Genomic DNA, 21,991 nt, shown 5'->3' on the forward strand with positions numbered 1-21,991 from the left:
GTTTCAGAGTTTCAAGATTGGAACCATTGTGCCGGCTGTCTCGCCCAAAGCGTGCGGCGGCCGGACAATCAATGCACCGGATTGTGCGAGCAGGTTCAACATGGAACTGTCTTGTTTTGAAAAAGGTGTGGCAACCGCGCGGCCATTTTCGTCTTCAGACAAAGCTGCGCGGACATAGTCCTGCCTTCGGTCATTCTCTGGCAGGTCTGCGCCAAGTATAGCCTGTTGCGGACTGGTTTGGTTCGGATTTTGACCAAGCATGGCCTGCAACAACGGTTTCAGGAACAAAAGTCCACACACCAGGCTGGAGACAGGATTGCCCGGGAGCCCGAGGACCTTTGTCTTGCCGAGGCGCCCGGCCATCAAGGGTTTTCCTGGTCGCATGGCGATGCGCCAGAAGGCCAAATCCATGCCTTCCTGGCCTAGGACATCCTGAACCAAATCATGGTCCCCAACCGATGCTCCGCCAAGTGTGACAAGAATGTCCGCCTTGACGTCCAGTGCCCTGCGTACATGTGTTGCCAGTTCAATCGGGTCGTCTCGTGAAATGCCGAGATCAAGGGGTGAGCCGCCGCAATCTTCGACCAGTGCGGCGATGCCAGCGTGATTTGAAGCGATGATCTGATCCGGGCCAGGATCCTGACCCGGGCGCACCAGTTCATCACCTGTTGCCAGTATCGCAACGACGGGTTTGCGGATGACAGGCACCTGCTCGTGGTTCATCGCTGCTGCCAGCGCAAGGTGCCGGTATGTGAGGCACAAAGGAGGAGACAACAAGACCTCACCCTTGGAAAAATCGAGGCCTGCTGGCCGAACAAAGGCCGATTTCTGAGGCAGTTCAAGCACAGTAATTCTGTTGCCTGTTCTTTCCGCATTTTCCTGAATGAGAATGGTGTCGGTTCCTTCGGGAACCGGTGCACCGGTAAAAATCCGCACGGCCTGGCCGCTCTGCACATTTCCGGTGAAACCGTGTCCAGCGGGCGCTTCCCCAATCACCTCAAGGACGGTCTTATCACTGGAGAGGTCACTGTGACGGATGGCGTATCCATCCATGGCGGATGCGGCAAAAGGGGGCTGGTTTCGCGTGGAGACAAGAGGTTCGGCAAGAAAACGACCGTTGGCCTGATCGAGTGCTACCTGAACAGTTTCTCTTGGTTCGACGCCTTCGAGCAGGTTTTCAAGGGCCTCCGAGACGGGCATGAGGCTCATCAGGTGCCACCTTCGCTGCCGTCTTCTTCCAGCGTCCAATGACCCGACTTGCCACCGGCCTTTTCCACCAATCTGATATTTCCAATAACCATTCCCCGGTCGACTGCCTTGGCCATGTCGTAAATGGTCAGGCAGGTAACCGAGCAAGCGGTCAGAGCTTCCATCTCGACGCCGGTTTGTCCGCTGACTTTTGTTGTCGCTGTCACAAGAAGACCGGGCAGTTCTTCATCGACTTCGATATCAACAGCAACTTTGGACAACATCAGGGGATGACAAAGCGGCACGAGTTCGTGGGTTTTTTTCGCAGCCATGATCCCGGCAACACGCGCTGTGCCGATCACATCACCTTTTTTGGCATTGCCAGATCGAATGAGTGCGAGCGTTTCGGCGCGCATGGTCACGCTTCCGCGCGCCACGGCAATTCTGTGGGTGCTTTCCTTGGTCGAGACATCCACCATGTTGGCTGCACCGGCCTCGTCCAGGTGCGTCAGTTTCGGGTCGTGACTGCTCATGGCCGGATCAAACCGCTTTTGACAGGGGTGAACGTTGGAGGAGGTCTTTTGTCGCTTGGGTCACATCATCCTGGCGCATCAGGCTTTCGCCGATCAGGAAAGTTGAAATCGCGACCTTGTTCATTCGGGCGAGATCATCAGAAGTGAACAACCCGGATTCGCCAACCACGATCCGGTCGTCCGGCACCTGTGGTGCCAGAGCCTCGCTGGTTTCAAGTTTTGTTTCGAAAGTCTTAAGGTTTCGGTTGTTGATACCGACCAGACGAGAGGTAAGCTTGAGCGCTCGTTCCAACTCCTCGGCATTGTGCACTTCAAGAAGAACATCCATGCCAAGTTCGAATGCTGTGTCTTCGAGCGCTTTTGCCGTTTCGTCATCGACCGACGCCAGAATGACTAGGATACAGTCACCGCCCCAGGCCCGGGCTTCATGGACCTGGTAGGTGTCGTACAAAAAGTCCTTGCGCAACGCGGGCAGGGAAACAGCCGAGCGCGCAGCAGTCAAGAATTCCGGTTTTCCCTGAAATGACGGGGTGTCAGTCAGAACCGACAGGCAGGCTGCCCCGCCGTCTTCATATGCTTTCGCAAGTGCTGGCGGATCAAAGTCGGCGCGAATGAGACCCTTAGAGGGACTGGCCTTCTTTATTTCTGCAATCAGGGCATAGTCGCCAGCCGAGTGCTTGGTTTCGATCGCCTTCAAAAAGCCCCGTGGGGCCTCGATGTCAGCGCAGCGTGCCTTCAGGTCAGCCAGGGAGACATGGGCCTTGGCTGCTGCGATTTCTTCGCGTTTGTAGGCTTCAATTTTTTGCAGGATATCGGCCATGATTTACCCGTTTGAAGCAGCAACCAGCTTTTCAAGTGTGTCTGCCGCTGTGCCGCTGTCGATGGATTCTGCTGCCATATCGGCACCCTGTTTGAGATCATCGACCTTGTCAGCAACTATCAGGGAGGCAGCAGCATTAAAAAGAACTATGTCGCGATATGCATTTTTTGCACCCGCCAGCACCTCGCGTAGAGCCCTGGCATTTTCGGCTGGCAGACCACCTTTGAGATCTTCCATTCTTGCGATTGGCAAACCTGCATCTTCCGGAGAAATCTCAAAAGACCGGACACTTCCCGCCTTGAGTTCACTGACAAACGTCTTGCCGGTGGTGGTGATCTCGTCCATCCCGTCCGAGCCGTGAACGACCCATGCCTTTTCCGAGCCGAGTTCGTTCAGGGACTGTGCGACAGGTTCAACCCATTTGTGCGCAAATACACCGACCATTTGGCGATTGACGCCCGCGGGGTTCGACAAAGGACCAAGCAAGTTGAAGATCGTTCTTGTTCCAAGTTCCATGCGGGTAGGACCCACATGTTTCATCGCTGCATGATGAAGCGGCGCGAACATGAAGCCTATGCCAGCCTTGCGAATGCACTCTGAGATCTGTTCAGGCGCAATGTCGATATTCACGCCGAGTTCTGAAAGCGCTTCGGCAGCACCGGACTTGGAGGAAAGGGACCGGTTCCCGTGCTTGGCAACCGGCACGCCGCAACCGGCCACAACAATCGCCGTGCACGTTGAGATGTTGTAACTTCCGGAACTGTCACCACCTGTGCCAACGATATCTATGGCATTGTCTGGCGCATTGACGGGCAGCATCTTGGCGCGCATCGTCGCAACCGCACCTGTAACTTCGGCAATGCTTTCACCGCGTACGCGGAGTGCCATCAGGAAACCACCCAATTGGGAAGGTGTGGCGGATCCGGAGAGGATGACTTCAAAGGCCTCGCGTGCGTCTTTTGGGCTCAGTGTTTCGCCGTCAGCCACACTTGCGATGATGTCCTTGAAATTGGTCATGTCGTCAAATCCGCCAGTGCCGAAAGTCAGTGCTGCTGCTGCGTCAGTCCGATCACCTGGGAAATTCCGACATTGTTGATTTCAACGCCCGACTTTCTTTCCTGATCGGAGATGAACTGACCTAACAGCGTTTCCTGGATCTGCTGCGACAGCTGAGAACCGAGTGCTGCAGCTTCCGGTGAATCGGCCTCAAGCTCCGGGCGAGACGTTGCCGTGACTTTCAAGACCACCCGGCTATTGCCATCCGCCGAAGCTGTGGTTGCAGCACTTCCTTCTGGTCCATTGAACACAGCCGTGATTGCTTCCTGCCCCAGATCTCCCAACGGGTTGTTTCGTCTGAGGTCATCTGCTGTCTTGACCTCAAGCCCCATTTCCGTGGCAAGGTTTGCCAGAGGTGTTCCGCTTTCAGCCTTCGCGAGAGACGCATCGGCAGCTTCACCAAGCCGCTTTGCCATCTCATCCCGTTTCCAGCTGGCAATGGCGTCTTCTCGGACTTCATCAAGCGTTCTATCGCGCGCAGGAATAACCTTTGTGACTTCGTACCAAAGGAAACCCTGGTTTCCGAGCTGGATGACGTCGTTTTCAATGCCGATGTCACTGTCGAATGCACCGGACACGAGGCCGTCAGTTTCGGTCAACTCCACTGTTGAACGTGACATGGACAGGCCACTGGCATCGAAGGCTTCAGGAGACTTCACCTGAAGCGAGAAACGCTCTCCGACTTCGTCTAGCAGTGCGCCACCTGCGCGGGCATCTTCGATTTCATCTAGGAGGTCCAGAATTTCACGCTCAGCCTGTTCTGATGCCAGCTCTGTGACAATGGTGTCACGAACTTCTTCGAAGGGCTGCACGTCTTCCGGCAGAATTTCTTCAACGTTCAGCACAACTGTCGAGAACCGACCGTCGACTGCGCCACTCGTTTCTCCTTCTGCAAGAGAAAAGGCAGTATCGCCGAGCGTTTCGTCCAGAAAGTCAGCTCTGGCCATTTCACCAAGGGAAACATCGTTGTTCGTCAGATTGCGCTCAGTCATGAGATCGTCAAAGGTCTTGCCGCCTTGCAGTTCAGCTGCTGCTTCCTCAGCTGCTTCCTGAGAAGGGAACGACATTTGCCTCACCCGTCGGCGTTCGGGCTGCGAAAAGTCTTCTTTCCGGCGCTCATACTCGGCAAGAGCATCTTCTTCGACAATGTCGCCCGGTCTGGAAAGAGCCTCGGGGGTCAGTTCGAGCATCTTGATTTCACGATATTCCGGTGCTTTGAAATTCGCCTTGTTGTCTTCAAAGTAGGTTGAGAGATCCCCGTCAGCGGGGTCCTCAATCTCTCCGATATAGTCGGCCGTGATCAAAAGATACTCAGCGTTGCGGCTTTCGCTCTGGTAAGCGTTCAACGCCTCCAGGTAGGCAACTGGTGCCTTCATGCTTCCAGCGATGCCTTCGGCGAGTTGGCTGCGTTCCGCAATATGACGGCGCTGGACGACATATTCGTCTTCTGTATACCCGTTGCTTTGAAGCACTTGTTGCAATCGGGTGCGATCATAGCGTCCGCTTGAGCTTTGGAACGCCGGATCAGACTGAATGATTGTCGCCAGGCGCTCGTCCGATACGCTCAACTTCAATTCATTCGCTGCATTGTTCATCGCAGCTTCCGCGACCAACCTGCCGAGAGACTGCTGCGGGATGCCAAGTGCAGCTCCCTCGCTGGGTGTCAGCGGACGGCCAAGCTGTTGACCGAAACGGTTGAGATCCTGACGGTATGTGCGATCGAAATCGAGGAGGGAGACTTCCGTGTCACCAACTCTTGCCGCAGTGTTTTGGCCGAAGCCCTGCAAGAAGTCGGTTACACCCCAGATGGCGAAGCTAAAGATCAGCAAGGCGATGAATATTTTGGCAATCCATGTGCCAGCGCCCTTGCGCAGCGCGTCGAGCATGACGTCTCCCGTATTCTTGTCATTCCAGCAGCCGAACAGCAGGCTGATTATGGGACCGGCTTCAGCCGGAGCGGGCGGATCATAATGAGGTCATGTCGCCGCCGCAAGGCGGTGACGCGTAACTTCAACGCAGATTTGATTTTGCTGGGCAGGTGTGGATTGCAACATTGGGATGCTTCTGCTCTATAGGCGGCAAATTCTTGACATGCCTTGGGAGAAAAACACTATGAGCGCAGCGATCAAGCCGCTGGTGGCCGGAAACTGGAAAATGAATGGCCTGAAGGCCAGTCAGGCCGAGTTCTACAAGATGGTGGTTGGTATCTCCGACGAGGTTGCCGACACCGTTGACGCGATGATTTGCGCCCCTTCGACGCTCACCGCCCTGTTGGCCGAGAAAGCCGGTAAAGGGCCGCCCGCAATCGGCGGGCAGGATTGCCACACCGCTGCTTCTGGCGCCCATACCGGAGACATTTCTGCTGAAATGCTGGCCGATGCAGGCGCGAGCGCTGTGATTGTCGGGCACTCGGAGCGCCGCACGGATCATGGTGAAAGCGACGCAATCGTAAATGCCAAAGCACAGGCGGCTTGGCGTGCCGGTCTGATTGCAATCATTTGCGTGGGAGAAACAGAGGCTGAACGGAAAGCCGGGAACGCGGTATCGATTGTCGAAGGCCAGCTGAATGCATCCATTCCGGACGGTGCGACAGCTGAAAACACTGTCGTCGCCTATGAACCGGTCTGGGCGATCGGTACCGGATTGACGCCGACTGCTGCGGATGTGGCAGAAATGCACAAGGCAATGCGGGTCAATTTGGAAGGACGACTGGGAAGCGAAGGACAGGCGATGCGCCTGCTTTATGGCGGTTCAGTCAAACCGGCAAACGCAAGAGAACTCATGTCTGTCGACAATGTAAATGGGGCGCTTGTAGGGGGAGCCAGCCTTAAGGCCGATGACTTGTTGGGTATCCTGGCTGCCTATTCGTGATCGGCAAGGTCTTGACGCTTCTGTGTTCAAGACGCAATTGAAGGGTGGAAAGCCACCTCGGTCTGGTGTAGAAGGCCGCCAAACTTGAATTCAATACAGAATGGCACTCGATGGAAACCGTAGTCATCGTAATACACCTTATGGTCGTCCTGGCCCTGGTGCTTGTTGTCCTCCTTCAGCGCTCGGAAGGCGGAGCGCTTGGTATTGGCGGCGGTGGCGGCGGTGGCGGCCTGATGTCAAGCCGCGGCACGGCGAACATACTGACCAGGGCAACTGCAATCCTGGCGGTGGCGTTTTTCGCAACGTCCCTGGCGCTTAGCCTGATTGCAAAAAACGAAGACAGCCCGGCGTCAATCCTGGATGCCGCTCCGGCTGCGATCGATGGTGCACCAGCTGTTCAAGATGGGGATACCCAAAATGGATCAGGCGGTATTCTTGATGATCTTCAGGGTCTAAGCCCACCCTCAGGCCCACAGGTGCCGACCGCGCAATAAGGCGGTTCTGAAGGCTCAACGGCCTTTCATCCAACAGATGCCCTGCGGCTGATCTCGCAGGGCATTTTTATGTGTTAAGAACGCAACTCCCGAGTGGCCAAAGCGCCCTCGGCAAGGATATGGTATTGATCCATGGCGCGATACATCTTCATCACTGGCGGCGTGGTTTCCTCGCTTGGAAAAGGTCTTGCATCGGCGGCACTGGGCGCATTGCTTCAGGCCCGTGGATACAAGGTACGTCTTCGTAAACTCGACCCTTATCTCAACGTTGATCCGGGAACGATGAGTCCGTACCAGCACGGAGAATGCTTCGTGACTGATGACGGCGCGGAGACGGATCTCGATCTCGGTCACTATGAACGCTTTACCGGGCGTCCGGCCAATCAGCAGGACAACATTACCACCGGGCGCATCTATCAGGATATCATTGCCAAGGAACGTCGCGGTGACTATCTGGGCGGCACTGTACAGGTGATCCCGCATGTTACCGATGCCATCAAGAACTTCGTTGTGACCGGCAACGAAGACTACGACTTCGTTCTCGTGGAGATTGGCGGCACCGTTGGAGACATCGAGGGATTGCCGTTCTTTGAAGCAATCCGACAGCTCGGCAACGACCTGCCACGCGGGGACGTTGTCTATGTTCACCTGACTTTGATGCCTTACATACCGAGTGCCGGCGAAATGAAAACCAAGCCGACTCAGCACTCGGTGAAGGAATTGCGTTCAATCGGCATTCAGCCGGACATCTTGATGATTCGCTGTGATCGGCCCATTCCCGAGACAGAGAAGCGAAAACTCTCCTTGTTCTGTAACGTGCGGGAAAGCGCGGTCATTCCAGCCTATGACGTCAAGTCGATCTACGATGTTCCAATCGCGTATCATAAAGAGGGGCTCGACAGTGAAGTGCTGGCGGCCTTTGGCCTGAAAGGTGCTCCGGCTCCAGTGCTTGATCGTTGGGAAGGTATCTCGGAAGCCGTCGCAAACCCTGAGGGCGAGGTCAAAATAGCGATCGTCGGCAAATACACCGTTCTGAAAGACGCTTACAAATCGCTGATTGAAGCTCTTGTTCACGGTGGAATAGCCAATCGTGTCAAAGTGGAACTTGAATGGATCGAATCGGAGATTTTCGAGAAAGAGGACCCAAGTCCCTATCTGGAAGGTGTCCACGGCATTCTGGTGCCCGGTGGCTTCGGCGAACGCGGCGCTGAAGGCAAGATTGCGGCCGCCAACTACGCCCGGACTAGAAACATCCCTTATTTCGGTATCTGTTTCGGGATGCAGATGGCCGTTTTGGAAGCCGCTCGCAACCTTGCCGGAATTAAGAACGCCAATTCCACTGAATTCGGACCAGCAAAGGAACCGGTCGTTGGTTTGATGACGGAATGGACCAAGGGCAACGAAAAGGAGACCCGCGTTGCCGATGGTGACCTGGGTGGCACGATGCGACTTGGTGCTTATCCTGCCGCATTGAAGGCGGGATCGAAAATTGCCGAGATTTATGAAACGACCGTGATTTCAGAGCGTCATCGTCATCGCTATGAGGTCAATATCGGCTACCGCGAGCGCCTTGAAGACTGCGGTCTGATCTTTGCCGGGACATCCCCGGACGGGGTGTTGCCGGAGACCGTTGAAATTGATGATCATCCTTGGTTCATCGGTGTGCAATACCACCCGGAGCTCAAGTCTAGACCCTTCGAACCTCATCCGCTTTTTGCTTCGTTTGTCGGTGCTGCGGTTCAGCAGAGTCGTCTGGTCTGATTGAACGTTCAACCCGAAGGAATGGCCATGGTGCGCGGTCTTGATCATATCGTCGTCGCAGTAAAAGATCTTGATGCAGCCGGTCGTGCTTATGCCGAGCTTGGTTTTACGGTGACGCCCGAGAACCGACACCCTTGGGGTACGGCAAATCGGCTGATTCAGGTTGATGGCTTCTTTATCGAGTTGTTGAGTGTGGCTGACGCGAGCCTTATTGAGGAGCCAGCAGGAAAACACTTTTCATTTGGCGCTTTCAATCGGGACTTTCTGTCGCAAAGAGAAGGGGCCAGCATGCTGGTCCTGGAAAGCAAGGGTGCTGCGGAAGACCGTGATGCGTTCTTGAAGTCAGGTCTCGACCTCTATGAACCGTTTTCTTTTGAACGCACAGCTCATCTGAAAGACGGGTCCACAGCATCTGTCGCCTTCGACTTGACGATCTTGAACAATCCGCTCTCTCCACAGATCGGCTATTTTACGTGTTTCAACAAATACCCCGAGAACTTCTGGAAACAAGATTTTCAGACGCATGCAAACGGCGCGCGCACAGTGCAAACTGTTTATATGCTTGCCGAAGATCCGTCGGATCATCATGAATTTCTGGGCGCTTTTGCTGGGCAACGCGAGATGCGGGCCACCAGTCTTGGATTGGAGTTGGAGACGCCTCGGGGAAAGGTGTTTGTGATCAGCCCCGCAGGATACAAATCGCTTGTCGGAGAAGCCGCCGCCAATGCCGTTGTCGGTGATCTGCCGCTTTTGGTTGCATTGGAGTTTGAATGTGACTGCCTTGATGCGACCAGGATCGTTCCCGCCAATGAACTCTTCGGTCTCACGATTGTGCTCAAGCCGGCCAAAGAGCATAAGTAGTGTCGGCTGAAGTCTAGTCCGCGGCTTTCAAAGACAACTCACCGAGTTGAAAACCTGACGCAATTTATCGTGTGCGCGAACAGGCGCGACCAGAATAATCTCTTGTTGAATCAACAAGTCCTTTTATAGTGAAGTTCGATCGTGCGCCTCGGCCTCAAGGGTCTGACAGCGGAGCTTCATGAATGGCCATTTTTCATTTTTCCTCTTTTCACCGTTCAATTGCTATTGCCGGAGTCACTGCCGTTATTCTGGCAGGTTGCTCGGACAGTTCTCAGCAGACGGAAGCACCTGCGGCACCACCACCCGCAGTCACTGTTGCAAAGGTGACATCGCAGGATGTACGCGAAAGTGCGCGTTTTGTTGGACAAATCGCGGCCGTCGATCAGGTCGACCTGATTGCGCGTGTCAGCGGATTTCTGGAGGACAAATCGGTCCCGGACGGTTCTGTCGTGAAACAGGACGATCTCTTGTTCACAATCGAAAAAGCGCAATACGAAGCGGAGCTGACCAAGGCCAAAGCCGACGTTGCGAGCGCAAAAGCCGATTCGGCCCTGAAGGCTGCGGATGAAAAGCGTGACAAGGACTTGTTGGAGAAGGGGCACGTTTCTGAGGCCGCTTATGAGGCGACACTTGCGCAAAAGCAGCAAGCCGAAGCTTCAGTTGAGGCTGCTCAATCAGCTCTTCAGCAGGCCGAACTCAATTTGAGCTATACGAATGTATCCGCGCCGTTTCCCGGCCAGATCGGCAAATCGACATACAGCGTCGGCGAAGTCGTTGGTCCGACAACGCAGCCGCTTGCGAAGCTCATCCGGCTCGCGCCCGTCTATGTGAATTTTTCGGTGTCAGAAGCGCAGTATCTGGACGCGGTGAAAACGCATGGCATCAAACCGGCAGACATCAGCCCGGATGAGTCGCCAGACATAAGTCTTGTTCTCCCCAATGGCGAGACATACGGAGAGAAGGGCAAGATTGTCTATATCGACAATCAGGTAGATCCAACCACCGGGACTATATCGTTCAGAGGCCAATTCCAGAACGAGGACGTGCGCCTGTTGGCAGGAACCTATGTCACCGTTGTGCTTGAAGCTCCCAAAACGGAAACCGCGCTAGTTGTTCCGCAGGCCGCCATTCAGCGCGATCAGCAAGGTGCTTTTGCGCTTGCCGTTACCTCCGACAAGAAGGTCGAGCAAAAATATGTAGAGCTCGGGCAGCAAATCGAAACAAATTTTGTGGTGACCAAAGGACTGGCGGAAGGTGATGAGGTTATCATCGAAGGCTTGCAGAAAGTCAGGCCCGGTGTCGAGGTAACCCCCGACCTTGCAGCCAAGCCGGCGGAGCAAAGCTAAATGTTTTCAAAATTTTTCATCTACCGGCCAAAATTTGCGCTGGTTATTTCAATTGTGATTACGATCGCCGGGATCCTGGGTTATCTGGCGCTTCCTGTTGAACAGTTTCCGAATATTACGCCGCCAGTCGTCAACGTATCGGCGACTTATACTGGAGCGAACGCTGAAGTTCTTGAAGAAACGGTAGCTGCGCCGATCGAGGGGCAGGTCAATGGCGTCGACGACATGATTTACATGCAGTCGACCAGCAACGACAGCGGCAACTATTCCTTGAACGTGACATTCAATGTCGGAACAGACCCGGACATTGCGACAGTCAATACTCAGAACCGTGTGAGCCAGGCGACCAGCCAGCTGCCGAGCGAAGTTACAGCCAATGGCGTGACGGTCCAGAAGGCCAGCACAAACATGTTGCTGGTTGTAACGTTGTATTCGCCGAAAGGCACATATGACGAAGTTTTTCTGTCAAACTATGCCTCGATCAATCTGAAGGATGCGCTGGCGCGCGTCCAAGGCGTTGGCCGCGCAGATGTCATGACAGACTTTGCCTACGGTATGCGGATCTGGCTCGATCCAGACAAGCTGACAAGCCTTGGCATGACACCGACGGATTTTATCAACGCGGTTCGTGACCAGAACATTCAGGTTGCCGCGGGTCAGATCGGAGCGCCACCGGTTCCTGATGGGCAGCAGTTTCAGTACACAATCAAGGCCAAGGGGCGACTGTCGACACCCGAAGAGTTTGAAGAGATTGTGCTTCGAACCGGCGACGACGGGGCCACTGTCACGATTGGTGATGTCGCTCGTGTCGAGCTCGGAGCGCAATTCTATAATGCCTCCGGTGAATTCAACGGACAGCCGTCCACCGTTCTTGCAATCTATCAGGCACCGGGTGCCAACGCTTTGCAGGTTGCCGAAGATGTCTTGAAACGCCTGGATAGTCTGTCTGAAACATTTCCTCCCGACATGGCCTATGGCGTGCCGTTTAACACGACCGACTTTGTCCAGGCATCCCTGGATGACGTGATCGCGACGCTCTTTCTGACCTTCCTGCTCGTTGTCTCAGTCGTATTTGTGTTCCTTGGCAATTGGCGGGCGACGATCATTCCCACCGTTGCCATCCCGGTTTCGCTGATCGGAACGTTTGCGGTGCTGCTTGCGCTCGGCATGTCACTCAATACCATCTCGCTGTTCGCTCTGGTTCTGGCGATTGGTATCGTTGTTGATGATGCGATCGTTGTCGTTGAGAACGTGGAACGCATCATTGCGGATGAAGGATTGCCGCCCAAGGAAGCAACCGCAAAGGCCATGGAACAGATCACCAGTCCGGTGATTGCCACCACCTTGGTTCTGCTGGCTGTTTTTGTGCCTACAATCTTTATGCCCGGCATTACAGGTCGGCTCTATTCGCAGTTTGCGGTTACGATTTCCGTGTCTGTCGTGATCTCGTCGATCAACGCCTTGACCCTGTCTCCTGCGCTTTGCGGCCTTATCCTTAAAGCTCGTTCTGGTCCGCCTCGCGGCATCATGGGAATGTTCGACCGAGGCATTACATCGATCAGAGATGGCTATACCGCAATCGTACGCAGGCTTGTGCGTGTTGCATTTGTCGGCGTTGCGATTGTTGCCGGTGTGATAGCGGTTATTGTCACGCTCGGCGGAACATTGCCTCAAGGTTTTCTGCCATCGGAAGACCAGGGGTACCTCATGGTCGATGTGCAGCTGCCGGACGGTGCTTCGCTCCAACGCACCGAGAGTGTTACTGAGCGTGTTGTTGAGCTGACATCAAACACCCCTGGAGTTGAAAACGTCGTGATCGTGAACGGGTTTTCTATCCTGAACGGCGCGACCTCTTCGAATGCAGCGCTCGTCATTGCAACGATGAGCAACTGGGAAGACCGGCAACAGCCGGATCTCAAGATCGATGCAATACTTGGAAAATTCTGGGCAGAGTTTTCGACAATCCCGGGCGCAAACATCATCGCCTTCAATCCGCCTCCCATTCCAGGCCTAGGTACGACCGGCGGTGTCCAGATGATGTTGCAGCAAACTGCGGACGGAACTCCTCAGGATCTCGCGTCTGCAGTGGGTTCCATGGTCTACTCGGCCAACCAAAGTGCAGACATCGCGCGCGCATATTCAACCTTCAGGGCGAACGTGCCACAGGTGTTCGTTGACCTTGATCGGCAGAAGGCCAAGACCCTCGGGATCAACGTCTCCGATGTCTTTACGACGTTGCAGGCTTATCTTGGATCCTACTATATCAACGACTTCAATATCTTTGGCCGCGTTTACAAGGTTATGATCCAGGCTGAGGGTCAGTTTCGAGACCGTGTTGAAGATATCGGCGCGCTTTATGTGCGCACCGACGAAGGAACGATGGTGCCAATGCGCAGCATCCTGACAACGCAGAACGTCCTCGGCCCTCAGATCCTGACGCGCTACAATATGTTCCGCTCTGCTGCCGTGATGGCTGATCCGGCTCCCGGTGCATCGACGGGCGTGGTCATCAACGAGGTTCAGACTGCTGCTCAGGAAGCCTTGCCACCCGGATATACCTATGAATGGACGGGCACCGCACTCCAGCAGCTAGGGTCTGGCAACATTGTGATGTTCATTCTCATGTTGTCGGTGCTTTTCACCTATTTGTTCCTGGTTGCTCAGTACGAGAGCTGGACGATGCCGGTCGCCATTTTGATGTCGGTCTCATTTGCAATTCTTGGCGCCCTGGTTGCGGTTTTTGTGACGGGCGGCGACGTCAATCTCTACACGCAGATCGGAATGATCATGCTTGTGGGCATGGGGGCCAAGAATGCGATTCTGATTGTCGAATTCGCAATGGAACAACGTGACAGCGGTAAAGGTATTCGCGATGCGGCTGTTGAGGCGGCGCATTTGCGCTTTCGTGCCGTCATGATGACCGCTCTGTCGTTCCTGCTGGGTGTTGTGCCGTTGATGACGGCTTCTAGTGCCGGTGCAGCAAGCCAGAAAGCCATCGGTTTTGCGGTGTTTGGTGGAATGCTGTTTGCAACCTCGATTGGTGTTCTCTTGATCCCAATTCTTTATGTGAGCCTGCAGACGCTCCGTGAGAAGGTGAAAAGCCTCTTGGGTGGCGAAACGCACATTCAGAAGGAAAATCCGGTCGGATAAGTCCGGATTTTCAGCTTTCTTGCTTATCGAAGTCTTAAGCGCCAATACATGGAACCAACCAAGCAATTGGTTCGTTTCTTAAGGGGGCTTGAGCGAGATCAGAACCGGCTCAGCATTGAAGGGCCGACAGACTTGCAAGTGTATTCAGAAAACACAAAAAACTGCGCGTCAGCGTTCACGCGTCGCGCTGGCAAAAATCCATTTGTATTTTGGAGGAGCTTGCTAAGTCGTTGGAAATATTGGTGAGCCGACAGGGGTTCGAACCCTGGACCTACTGATTAAAAGTCAGTTGCTCTACCAGCTGAGCTATCGGCTCTCACCAATTTCCGGTGCAACAACAGCGTCTGCGTTCGTCGCCGCCGCGTTGGTGGCGTGTGTTTAGGCCGACAAAGAGGACATTGCAAGAGGCAATTTTGATTTTTTCAACAGCCTCGAAAAAAACATAGCGAATGCTGTTTGAACGGCGAATAAACGCTCATGAGAACTCAAACGGGAAAGAGTTTTTAAATAAAAACAAAAACTAATAGTGATGTAAAATTGCAAATACATACAATCATTTCAAATACAATTTAAATGCTAATCAAGTAGATTCAAATTTAAGAAAATAATGATCATTCTCCTGCAAAAACTGTCAGGTGGCGCAATAAAGCTTTGTGGGGTAACGTCTTTGAGCACTTGAGAGGTTACATGCAATCAACAACTATGGACACACACACGAGCTCGGTGGAGTTCGATTTCGTGAAAGGGCACATCGCTGCAACGATGACCTTGATTCACGGACTGATTGATCAAGGCTTGATAGACAGACAACAGCTGGATGCATTTTTCGCGTCTTTCGTCGGGGATCTCCCCCATAGCCGTGAAACGCTTGGTTTGCGATTGATCCTCGATCAGTGGCGCCAGGGTTTGAGAGACGGTGCAGATCAGGAGACTCTGGAAGGGCAGCTGTTCGAAGTCATTAATGGAGGGAAGGCAAACTAGACGTACGAATGTGACCGGCCTTGGGTTGGGGGCCGGAGCATGTTCCTTAAGGGAAATGCTGGGTTACAATGAGGCGCTTGAGCGCCTTTTTTGTTGAATATCGTAAAGTGCTTTAGTCCAACCTCACCAGACAAGCTGAACTGGTCAGAAATCATTTGGTTTGGTATTCGTTGCCAAACAAAAGGTGCGAGCTTGCCGAGGAGTTGGGTTCATCTATTCTGTTTCTACAAAACCAGGGTCAAGAAGCGGTTTTTTATCTTCTTGTCTAGCCGTTGTCACAATCGCAGCTGCCTTGACCACGGCCAATAGCCCGGCTTCGGGCGCTGAACAATCTTTCGTCACGATCGGCACCGCCGGAGTAACCGGCGTATACTACCCTTCTGGTGGAGCGACCTGCAGGATCGTCAATCTGAGTCGTCATGATCATGGTGTTAGGTGCTCGGCTGAAACCACGCTTGGTTCAATCTCCAACATTGATCAGTTGAGGGAAGGGAACCTTGATTTTGGCTATGTTCAGTCGGATTGGGCGCACCACGCCTATCACGGGACTTCCGTCTTTGCTTCTTCCGAACCGTTCGAGGATCTTCGGACCGTTTTCTCGTTACATCCCGAAGTTGCCACCATCGTTGTGAAGCGAAATTCAGACTATAGGCAGTTCGATGACTTGAAAGGGGCTCGGATTAATATAGGTAGCAGCGGTTCCGGTTCGGCTGCTTCCTGGTCCGCAATTGTTCGTCGGATAGGTTGGGCAGAGGAAGACCAAGGAAACCTCTCAAATCTGAGGACATCGCAATTAGCCGACGCGCTTTGCACAGGCTCAATTGATGCATATTTCGTGTTAATTGGTCATCCGGCGGCGTTGATTGAAGAAACACAGCAGCTTTGCGGTGTCAGGCTGCTCGGTATCGAGAGTTCTGCAGTCGAAGCCCTGCTTCAACAGTCACCCTATTACAAAAGGGCCGTCATTCCCGCCGAAACCTATGGCAATGAAAAAGCAATCGACTCGTTCGGTGTTGTTGCGACTTTTATGACATCGGCGAAGATGCCGGAAAAAATCGTCAGAACTCTTGTGAAAGCGGTCTACGAGAACTTTGATGGTTTCAAGGATCTTCACCCGGCGCTTGGGGCACTGAGTGCGAACGATATGACCGATTTTGGCGAAGCAGCGCCGCTACATCCTGGCGCATTGCGCTTCTTCCAGGAACAGGGCTTATTGCCGTCAGAACCGACATCAGCCGATTGAGAAGCGGTCACCTCGCTAAAAGGTGAGTGGCTTTTGTCTTTTTGCAAACCGCCTCTCCAGTTAAACAGGTTTGAAGATAAAACAACCCGGCTGCGGTCGGAACTCAATGCAATCTAAGCCGGAAACCTAGATGATCCAGGATGTGACAATAGTTGGCGCCGCATTGGCAGGTGTCCTGTCATTCGTCTCTCCATGTGTGCTGCCTCTCGTGCCTCCCTATCTCGGTTTTCTTGCCGGAGTTTCGCTTGAAGAGCTCACAGGTGAAGATGAGGACAAGCATAGTGCGACCCGCCGAGTTTTTTTCAGCGCGTTGATTTTTGTGCTCGGATTTTCGACAGTCTTTGTACTGTTAGGCGCAACAGCAAGTTTTCTTGGTCAGTTTATCCGGGCCTATCTTGACTACCTCGGATATATCGCGGGCGTCGCAATCATCATCATGGGTCTTCACTTTCTTGGGGTGTTTCGGATCGGTCTTCTGTATCGAGAAGCAAGAGTGCACGTTGATAGAAAGCCCGCGGGCCCGTTGGGTGCTTATGTCATCGGGCTAGCTTTCGGATTTGGCTGGACGCCGTGCGTCGGTCCGATCCTTGCCGCTATCCTGTTTGTGGCGGGCACTGAGGATACCGTCGGTCAGGGAGCGCTTCTTTTGAGTGCTTATGCAGTCGGACTGGGCGTTCCGTTCCTGATCGCAGCCCTTTTCGCAGGCCCGTTCCTCAATTTCATGAAACGCTTCCGCAAGCATATGGGGGCGGTGGAAAAAGCCATGGGTGGTGTGCTTGTACTAACCGGGGTGCTGTTTTTGACCGGACAAATGGCCGTATTCTCATATTGGCTACTGGAGACATTTCCAGCGTTTCAGTACATCGGATAAGACAAAAGCAACTCTTGGAATTGTGACGGATGAGTCGAGAAACCAGGTTTGGGAGCTGCCGATCTCGGTTCACCACGTTCCGTTCAAGAAACGACTTGTTCCTAGAACGCACTGTCCCTGAATTCGGCCGCTGCAATCAAAGGCTCACCGGCATAAAGGGCAGGGTGGCACAAGCTTGTTACGTCCAGCAAATGTAGGCAGGCGACAGCTGCATCGGCGGCATTTCCAAAAGGTCCGACAAGAAGGGCGACACCGCCTTCAGCGACTTGCCTGTTCATGAGAAGTGGGCGTAGATCTCTCATGCGTTCTTCGTTCTGCTCTTTAAAGTCGGCCCAGGCTTTCGCGGCAGCAGCGATGCTGCTGTAGTGACCGATCACCGCACCGAAATCACTGCGTTTGATCTGGTTTTCACCACCTCCACGCAATCTTCCTGCTGCGCTCGACGGAGATATGATTGTGGGTTTGGCGCGGGTTTGTGTCGGATTGGCATCAAATGGAGCAGCTGGAGGCGTTGTTTGTTCAGGGAAGGTATCTATTGCCTGGGTTGGTATTGAACCGGTCACGATTGGACCGGGTTCAACTTCCGGCAATTGCACGATCCGAACAGGTTCCTGGTTTTCGACATTTGCGACTGGATCGCCGGGCGGGGTGCCTTGGGGTGTGTGAATTGCAATTCGGCGAGGCGGGACGTTTTTCTGTGTGTTTTCCCGATTGTTGCCGGTCTGTATTTCTTTTTCAGGCTTTGATTCCACGGCGAAGCTCGGTTTGCCTGGGACCGCTGGCTGAGAGTCCGTTGTGCTTTGCAGGTCAGGTTTCGCCCTCGTGATGACGACACCCGGTACAGGTTCAATGCTTGCGTCGCCTTGTGCTTTTGATTGGGCAGCGTCGGAAAGCTTTGCAACCGCCACCTGCTTCTCCAGAGCCGCTATTCGCTGAGAATACGCCATATTCTGTTCGGTCAACGCGCTGAGCCTCCGGCGAAGGCCGACAATTTCGCGTTGAAGAACTTCAATCTGGCTTTGATTCAGATTAACCGCATCAAAATCCAGCCTGTTTGGCGGCACCTGGAGGATTTCCACCGGAATGCGCCCAGATGTGGGGATCGACGCAGTTGTCTCGATATCGCCTGCGGGCGGGAGCACGAGGCCGGACGTTACCAGCGATCCTGAGGATCGATTGGGAGTGTCACCACCGAACTGATAGGAGGCAACTCCAATTGTTCCCATGATAACCGCAATGAATGCCCAGGAAAGCAGCCCGACGCGCGAAGGCGTGAAGGTTTCACGGATGGTATCCTTGAATGTTTTTTGTTCCTGAGTCTTTGCCAATTACCCGGTTTCCCGATCGCGAATAACGAATCTCACTGAGAATAACGTATCAGGTGCTAATTATGGTTAACGGACAGCAAACGGAAATGGTGCTTAAGTCAGATCTTTCAATGTTCTGTGGATCGGGGCATATAAAGACCGATTCCACCTGATCGTCACATGCCTTCAAAAATGGGACTTCCATGACAACGCGCAGCTGCCTCTCAATTGTCCTTGCCGCCGGCCTCGGCACACGCATGAAGTCTGATTTGCCAAAGGTGATGCATGAAATCGGTGGCCTGCCGATGGTTGGGCATGTATTAAAAACGTTGCAACAAGCCGGTTCTGACAGAATATCAGTGGTCACCGGCCCTGATATGCCACAGCTTGAAGAGCTCGTTTATCGACTAGCATCAACAGCGCGTTGTTATGTCCAGCATGAAAGGCTTGGAACGGCGCATGCTGTTTTGTCGGCTAAACCTGCATTGGAAATCGAAGCCGATGATGTCGTCGTGGTTTTCGGGGACACGCCTCTGGTGACCGCTTCGACAATCATGAAGGTTCGTCAGGCTTTGCAATCAGGTGCTGATGTCGCCGTTCTGGGGTTCAGATCTGCAAATCCGTTTGGATATGGCCGTTTGCTCATCAAAGACGAGCAACTGATAGCCATTCGCGAGGAAAAGGACGCAAGTGAAGAAGAACGCAAAATCACAGTTTGTAACTCAGGCATAATGGGTTTTGCAGGGAAACATGCCTTGTCGCTGCTACAGGCGATCGGAAATAATAACGCAAAGAACGAGTTTTACCTTACAGATGCGGTTGAACTTGCAAATACGCGCGGTTTGAAAGTCGTGGCGGTCACCGGTTCAGAGACCGAAACCCAAGGGATCAACACGCGTCTTCAGCTTGCATCTTGCGAAGCCGATTTCCAGAAACGAATGCGCAAGGAAGCGCTCGAGAAAGGCTGCACGCTTCTTGCACCTCACACAGTGTTCTTTTCGCACGACACTGATCTCGAAACCGGGGTCATTGTCGAACAGAATGTCGTTTTTGCAACTGGGGTGAAAGTGGCGAAAGGGGCAAAAATCCGGGCATTCAGCCATCTGGAAGGAGCCACTGTCGGAGCTGACAGTATCGTTGGGCCTTATGCCCGCTTGCGTCCAGGTGCTGTGCTTGGAACAGATACGCGTGTCGGGAATTTTGTTGAGGTGAAGAACGCGACATTCGGTTCCGGCGCAAAGGCCAACCATCTCAGTTACATCGGCGATGCCAGTGTTGGATCAAAATCCAATATAGGCGCGGGAACAATAACTTGTAACTACGATGGTTACCTCAAGCACAGAACAGAGATTGGTGCCGGAAGTTTTGTCGGATCCAACTCAACACTTGTTGCTCCTGTCAAGCTCGGCAACGGCGCTTTTGTGTCAGCTGGAAGCGTGATCACTGACGATGTTTCGAGAGATTCGCTTGTCTTTGGCCGGTCGAAGCAAACCGAAAAACCCGGACGGGCGAAAAAGCTTCGTGAAGAATTGCAGGCAGCCAAGGATGCAAAATCCTGATGGTTTTCAGGCTTTAGGCAATTGCTTGTCACGTTCTGAAACAGGGTTTGATTTCAGTCCCTGAGGCTCAGTCGTCTAAAGCAATGCAATCAGACAAATCAGGTTTTTAAGGCATTTCTCATGTGTGGCATTGTCGGCATTCTGGGCGATATTGAAGCAGCTCCCCGGATCATAGATTCCCTGAAAAGACTGGAATATCGTGGCTATGACTCTGCCGGCGTGGCAACGCTGGTCGAAGGAAAGATCGTGCGCCGTCGTGCGGAAGGCAAACTGCGCAATTTGGAAAATTCCCTCGAAAATGCGCCGCTTTCCGGCACATCCGGGATAGGGCACACGCGATGGGCAACGCATGGAGCACCCACGGTCTCAAATGCCCATCCGCATCAGGCTGGCGCTGTCTCGGTTGTTCACAATGGCATTATTGAAAACTATCTCGATTTACGGGACGAAATTGTTGCCGCCGGAGCCATTCTGGATACTGAGACAGACACGGAAGTTGTCGCACATCTCATCAATATTGCAATGGCTGAAGGGATGTCTCCCAAAGAAGCCGTTGCCCATGTGCTGCCAAGACTGAAGGGAGCCTTTGCTCTCGCCCTTCTTTTTGAAGGCGAAGAGAACTTGCTGATTGGTGCGCGCAAGGGGTCGCCATTGGCCGTTGGCCATGGTGAAGGAGAAATGTTTTTAGGCTCTGACGCGATCGCGCTTTCGCCTTTCACGGACCGCATCACTTATCTGGAAGAGGGTGATTGGGCTGTTGTGACCCGTTCGGGTGCCGAGATCTTTGACCAGGACAACAACAAAGTAATTCGCCCTGAATCCAGGTCTTCAGTGACGTCCAGCCTGATGGACAAGGGCAACTACAAGCATTTTATGGCCAAGGAAATTCACGAACAGCCAGAAGTGCTTGGTCATACACTGTCTCGGTACTTTGATTATTCTGCAAAGACGGCGAGGGTTGATGGCGCGCAAGCACTCAAATTCAAAGACCTTTCCAGGCTGATTGTGACAGCGTGTGGAACCGCATATCTGGCTGGCCTTGTTGCCAAATACTGGTTTGAGAAATACGCGCGTCTTCCAGTCGAAATCGATATAGCAAGCGAGTTTCGGTACCGGGAAACTCCTGTCGGAGAGCGGGATACAGCGCTTTTCATCTCGCAGTCCGGGGAAACGGCCGACACACTAGCTTCGCTGAGGTATTGCAAAGAGCACGGGGCAGCAATCGGGGCCATCGTCAATGTTCCGGAAAGCACGATCGCGCGCGAAGCTGACATGGTCTTTCCAACAATCGCAGGCCCGGAAATTGGCGTCGCGTCAACAAAGGCTTTCACGTGCCAACTTGCTGTTCTTGCAGCGCTTGCGCTTCAGGCTGGCCGGGAACGCGGGGTGCTTTCACCTGAACGCGAACATTCACTCGTTGCAGAGCTGACGGAAGTACCGAGCCTTGCGCTGAAGGCACTTGGATTGGAAGCCGATATTGAAAGGCTCTCGCAACCTCTTTCGAAAGCCAACAATGCGCTTTATCTCGGACGGGCAACAAATTTCCCGCTTGCTTTGGAGGGCGCGCTCAAACTCAAGGAACTTTCCTATATCCACGCGGAAGGTTATGCGGCGGGTGAGTTGAAGCACGGGCCTATCGCGTTAATCGATGAGAACATGCCTGTCTTCGTTATTGCTCCATATGATGGAATTTACGAAAAGACCGTTTCCAATATGCAGGAAGTTGCCGCGCGCGGTGGTAACATTGTGCTCATTACAGACCAGCGCGGCGCACGAGAATGCGGGAATGCAGCGCAAAATACCGTCGTTCTGCCGGATATGTCGGATATTGTTGCGCCGATCATATATGCCTTGCCGGTACAGCTCATTGCCTACCACACTGCGGTTTTCATGGGTACGGATGTCGATCAGCCTCGAAACCTCGCCAAATCAGTGACAGTGGAATAGCCA

Annotated in this window: 17 protein-coding genes and 1 tRNA gene; 11 read left to right on the plus strand and 7 right to left on the minus strand. The window is 53.5% G+C overall.

Features of this window, described 5'->3' with window-relative positions; translation table 11 throughout:
- Positions 1-3 precede the first annotated feature (3 nt).
- Genes K1718_RS14670 through K1718_RS14690 form a run of 5 tightly spaced genes read right to left on the minus strand, consistent with a single transcriptional unit; the run spans position 4 to position 5,483 of the window.
- The gene (locus tag K1718_RS14670) at positions 4-1,209 is read right to left on the minus strand and encodes a molybdopterin molybdotransferase MoeA (RefSeq protein ID WP_265681918.1); all 1,206 of its coding nucleotides are present in this window, start codon (positions 1,207-1,209) and stop codon (positions 4-6) included.
- Positions 1,209-1,721 (minus strand): cyclic pyranopterin monophosphate synthase MoaC, encoded by a 513-nt coding sequence (gene moaC, locus K1718_RS14675; RefSeq protein ID WP_265681917.1) that lies wholly within the window; start codon positions 1,719-1,721, stop codon positions 1,209-1,211. The genes K1718_RS14670 and moaC overlap by 1 nt, the downstream gene beginning before the upstream one ends.
- Before the next feature lie 7 nt (positions 1,722-1,728).
- Positions 1,729-2,541 carry an indole-3-glycerol phosphate synthase TrpC gene (gene trpC, locus K1718_RS14680; RefSeq protein ID WP_265681916.1) on the minus strand — a complete coding sequence of 271 codons (813 nt, stop codon included), beginning with the start codon at positions 2,539-2,541 and terminating at the stop codon, positions 1,729-1,731.
- A gap of 3 nt (positions 2,542-2,544) precedes the next feature.
- On the minus strand, positions 2,545-3,558 hold the full coding sequence (gene trpD / locus K1718_RS14685) for an anthranilate phosphoribosyltransferase (protein WP_152501634.1): 1,014 nt from the start codon (positions 3,556-3,558) through the stop codon (positions 2,545-2,547).
- Positions 3,559-3,584: 26 nt separating this feature from the next.
- On the minus strand, positions 3,585-5,483 hold the full coding sequence (locus K1718_RS14690) for a peptidylprolyl isomerase (RefSeq protein ID WP_265681913.1): 1,899 nt from the start codon (positions 5,481-5,483) through the stop codon (positions 3,585-3,587).
- A gap of 226 nt (positions 5,484-5,709) precedes the next feature.
- On the opposite strand from K1718_RS14690, the gene tpiA reads away from it, so the two are divergent.
- The 6 genes from tpiA to K1718_RS14720 all read left to right on the plus strand — a co-directional run bounded on the left by tpiA (position 5,710) and on the right by K1718_RS14720 (position 14,080).
- Positions 5,710-6,468 carry a triose-phosphate isomerase gene (tpiA, locus tag K1718_RS14695; RefSeq protein WP_265681910.1) on the plus strand — a complete coding sequence of 253 codons (759 nt, stop codon included), beginning with the start codon at positions 5,710-5,712 and terminating at the stop codon, positions 6,466-6,468.
- A gap of 110 nt (positions 6,469-6,578) precedes the next feature.
- A complete protein-coding gene (gene secG / locus K1718_RS14700; RefSeq protein ID WP_152501637.1) occupies positions 6,579-6,962 on the plus strand; it encodes a preprotein translocase subunit SecG in 384 nt (127 codons plus the stop codon).
- A gap of 132 nt (positions 6,963-7,094) precedes the next feature.
- The gene (locus K1718_RS14705) at positions 7,095-8,723 is read left to right on the plus strand and encodes a CTP synthase (protein WP_152501638.1); all 1,629 of its coding nucleotides are present in this window, start codon (positions 7,095-7,097) and stop codon (positions 8,721-8,723) included.
- Positions 8,724-8,750: 27 nt separating this feature from the next.
- Entirely contained in the window at positions 8,751-9,584 is an 834-nt protein-coding gene (locus K1718_RS14710) for a VOC family protein (RefSeq protein ID WP_265681906.1), read from the plus strand.
- 182 nt (positions 9,585-9,766) lie between these two features.
- Positions 9,767-10,930: an efflux RND transporter periplasmic adaptor subunit gene (locus K1718_RS14715; RefSeq protein WP_265681905.1), complete on the plus strand. Its 1,164-nt coding sequence runs from the start codon at positions 9,767-9,769 to the stop codon at positions 10,928-10,930.
- Positions 10,931-14,080: an efflux RND transporter permease subunit gene (locus K1718_RS14720; protein WP_152501641.1), complete on the plus strand. Its 3,150-nt coding sequence runs from the start codon at positions 10,931-10,933 to the stop codon at positions 14,078-14,080.
- Between the two features lie 240 nt (positions 14,081-14,320).
- Here the strand turns inward: K1718_RS14720 and K1718_RS14725 are convergent.
- Positions 14,321-14,396, minus strand: a tRNA-Lys gene (locus tag K1718_RS14725).
- A gap of 371 nt (positions 14,397-14,767) precedes the next feature.
- Here K1718_RS14725 and K1718_RS14730 point away from each other — a divergent pair.
- The 3 genes from K1718_RS14730 (at position 14,768) to K1718_RS14740 (ending at position 17,175) form a co-directional block, all read left to right on the plus strand.
- The gene (locus K1718_RS14730) at positions 14,768-15,061 is read left to right on the plus strand and encodes a hypothetical protein (RefSeq protein WP_152501642.1); all 294 of its coding nucleotides are present in this window, start codon (positions 14,768-14,770) and stop codon (positions 15,059-15,061) included.
- A 292-nt stretch (positions 15,062-15,353) separates the two neighbouring features.
- Positions 15,354-16,304, plus strand: coding sequence for a TAXI family TRAP transporter solute-binding subunit (locus K1718_RS14735; RefSeq protein ID WP_285806016.1), 951 nt, complete (start codon positions 15,354-15,356; stop codon positions 16,302-16,304).
- A 130-nt stretch (positions 16,305-16,434) separates the two neighbouring features.
- Positions 16,435-17,175, plus strand: coding sequence for a cytochrome c biogenesis CcdA family protein (locus tag K1718_RS14740; protein ID WP_152501643.1), 741 nt, complete (start codon positions 16,435-16,437; stop codon positions 17,173-17,175).
- 101 nt (positions 17,176-17,276) lie between these two features.
- Here K1718_RS14740 and K1718_RS14745 read toward each other — a convergent pair whose 3' ends face one another.
- Positions 17,277-18,503: a hypothetical protein gene (locus tag K1718_RS14745; RefSeq protein ID WP_265681900.1), complete on the minus strand. Its 1,227-nt coding sequence runs from the start codon at positions 18,501-18,503 to the stop codon at positions 17,277-17,279.
- Positions 18,504-18,685: 182 nt separating this feature from the next.
- On the opposite strand from K1718_RS14745, the gene glmU reads away from it, so the two are divergent.
- Both glmU and glmS read left to right on the plus strand, forming a co-directional pair.
- Complete coding sequence (glmU, locus tag K1718_RS14750) at positions 18,686-20,041, plus strand: bifunctional UDP-N-acetylglucosamine diphosphorylase/glucosamine-1-phosphate N-acetyltransferase GlmU (protein WP_265681898.1); 1,356 nt, start codon at positions 18,686-18,688, stop codon at positions 20,039-20,041.
- 120 nt (positions 20,042-20,161) lie between these two features.
- Positions 20,162-21,988: a glutamine--fructose-6-phosphate transaminase (isomerizing) gene (glmS, locus tag K1718_RS14755; protein ID WP_265681896.1), complete on the plus strand. Its 1,827-nt coding sequence runs from the start codon at positions 20,162-20,164 to the stop codon at positions 21,986-21,988.
- The last annotated feature ends 3 nt before the right edge of the window (positions 21,989-21,991 follow it).

This window comes from Roseibium porphyridii, from assembly GCF_026191725.2.
GTDB classification, from domain to species: domain Bacteria; phylum Pseudomonadota; class Alphaproteobacteria; order Rhizobiales; family Stappiaceae; genus Roseibium; species Roseibium porphyridii.

What these genes read in the sequence shown, in the direction of transcription:
- K1718_RS14670 (WP_265681918.1), bottom strand. Translation starts at nt 1,209, where the DNA reads ATGAGCCTCATGCCCGTCTCGGAGGCCCTTGAAAACCTGCTCGAAGGC.
- trpC (WP_265681916.1), bottom strand. Translation starts at nt 2,541, where the DNA reads ATGGCCGATATCCTGCAAAAAATTGAAGCCTACAAACGCGAAGAAATC.
- K1718_RS14710 (WP_265681906.1), top strand. Translation starts at nt 8,751, where the DNA reads ATGGTGCGCGGTCTTGATCATATCGTCGTCGCAGTAAAAGATCTTGAT.
- K1718_RS14715 (WP_265681905.1), top strand. Translation starts at nt 9,767, where the DNA reads ATGGCCATTTTTCATTTTTCCTCTTTTCACCGTTCAATTGCTATTGCC.
- tpiA (WP_265681910.1), top strand. Translation starts at nt 5,710, where the DNA reads ATGAGCGCAGCGATCAAGCCGCTGGTGGCCGGAAACTGGAAAATGAAT.
- glmS (WP_265681896.1), top strand. Translation starts at nt 20,162, where the DNA reads ATGTGTGGCATTGTCGGCATTCTGGGCGATATTGAAGCAGCTCCCCGG.
- K1718_RS14705 (WP_152501638.1), top strand. Translation starts at nt 7,095, where the DNA reads ATGGCGCGATACATCTTCATCACTGGCGGCGTGGTTTCCTCGCTTGGA.
- secG (WP_152501637.1), top strand. Translation starts at nt 6,579, where the DNA reads ATGGAAACCGTAGTCATCGTAATACACCTTATGGTCGTCCTGGCCCTG.
- K1718_RS14740 (WP_152501643.1), top strand. Translation starts at nt 16,435, where the DNA reads ATGATCCAGGATGTGACAATAGTTGGCGCCGCATTGGCAGGTGTCCTG.
- K1718_RS14720 (WP_152501641.1), top strand. Translation starts at nt 10,931, where the DNA reads ATGTTTTCAAAATTTTTCATCTACCGGCCAAAATTTGCGCTGGTTATT.
- glmU (WP_265681898.1), top strand. Translation starts at nt 18,686, where the DNA reads ATGACAACGCGCAGCTGCCTCTCAATTGTCCTTGCCGCCGGCCTCGGC.
- moaC (WP_265681917.1), bottom strand. Translation starts at nt 1,721, where the DNA reads ATGAGCAGTCACGACCCGAAACTGACGCACCTGGACGAGGCCGGTGCA.
- K1718_RS14690 (WP_265681913.1), bottom strand. Translation starts at nt 5,483, where the DNA reads ATGCTCGACGCGCTGCGCAAGGGCGCTGGCACATGGATTGCCAAAATA.
- K1718_RS14730 (WP_152501642.1), top strand. Translation starts at nt 14,768, where the DNA reads ATGCAATCAACAACTATGGACACACACACGAGCTCGGTGGAGTTCGAT.
- trpD (WP_152501634.1), bottom strand. Translation starts at nt 3,558, where the DNA reads ATGACCAATTTCAAGGACATCATCGCAAGTGTGGCTGACGGCGAAACA.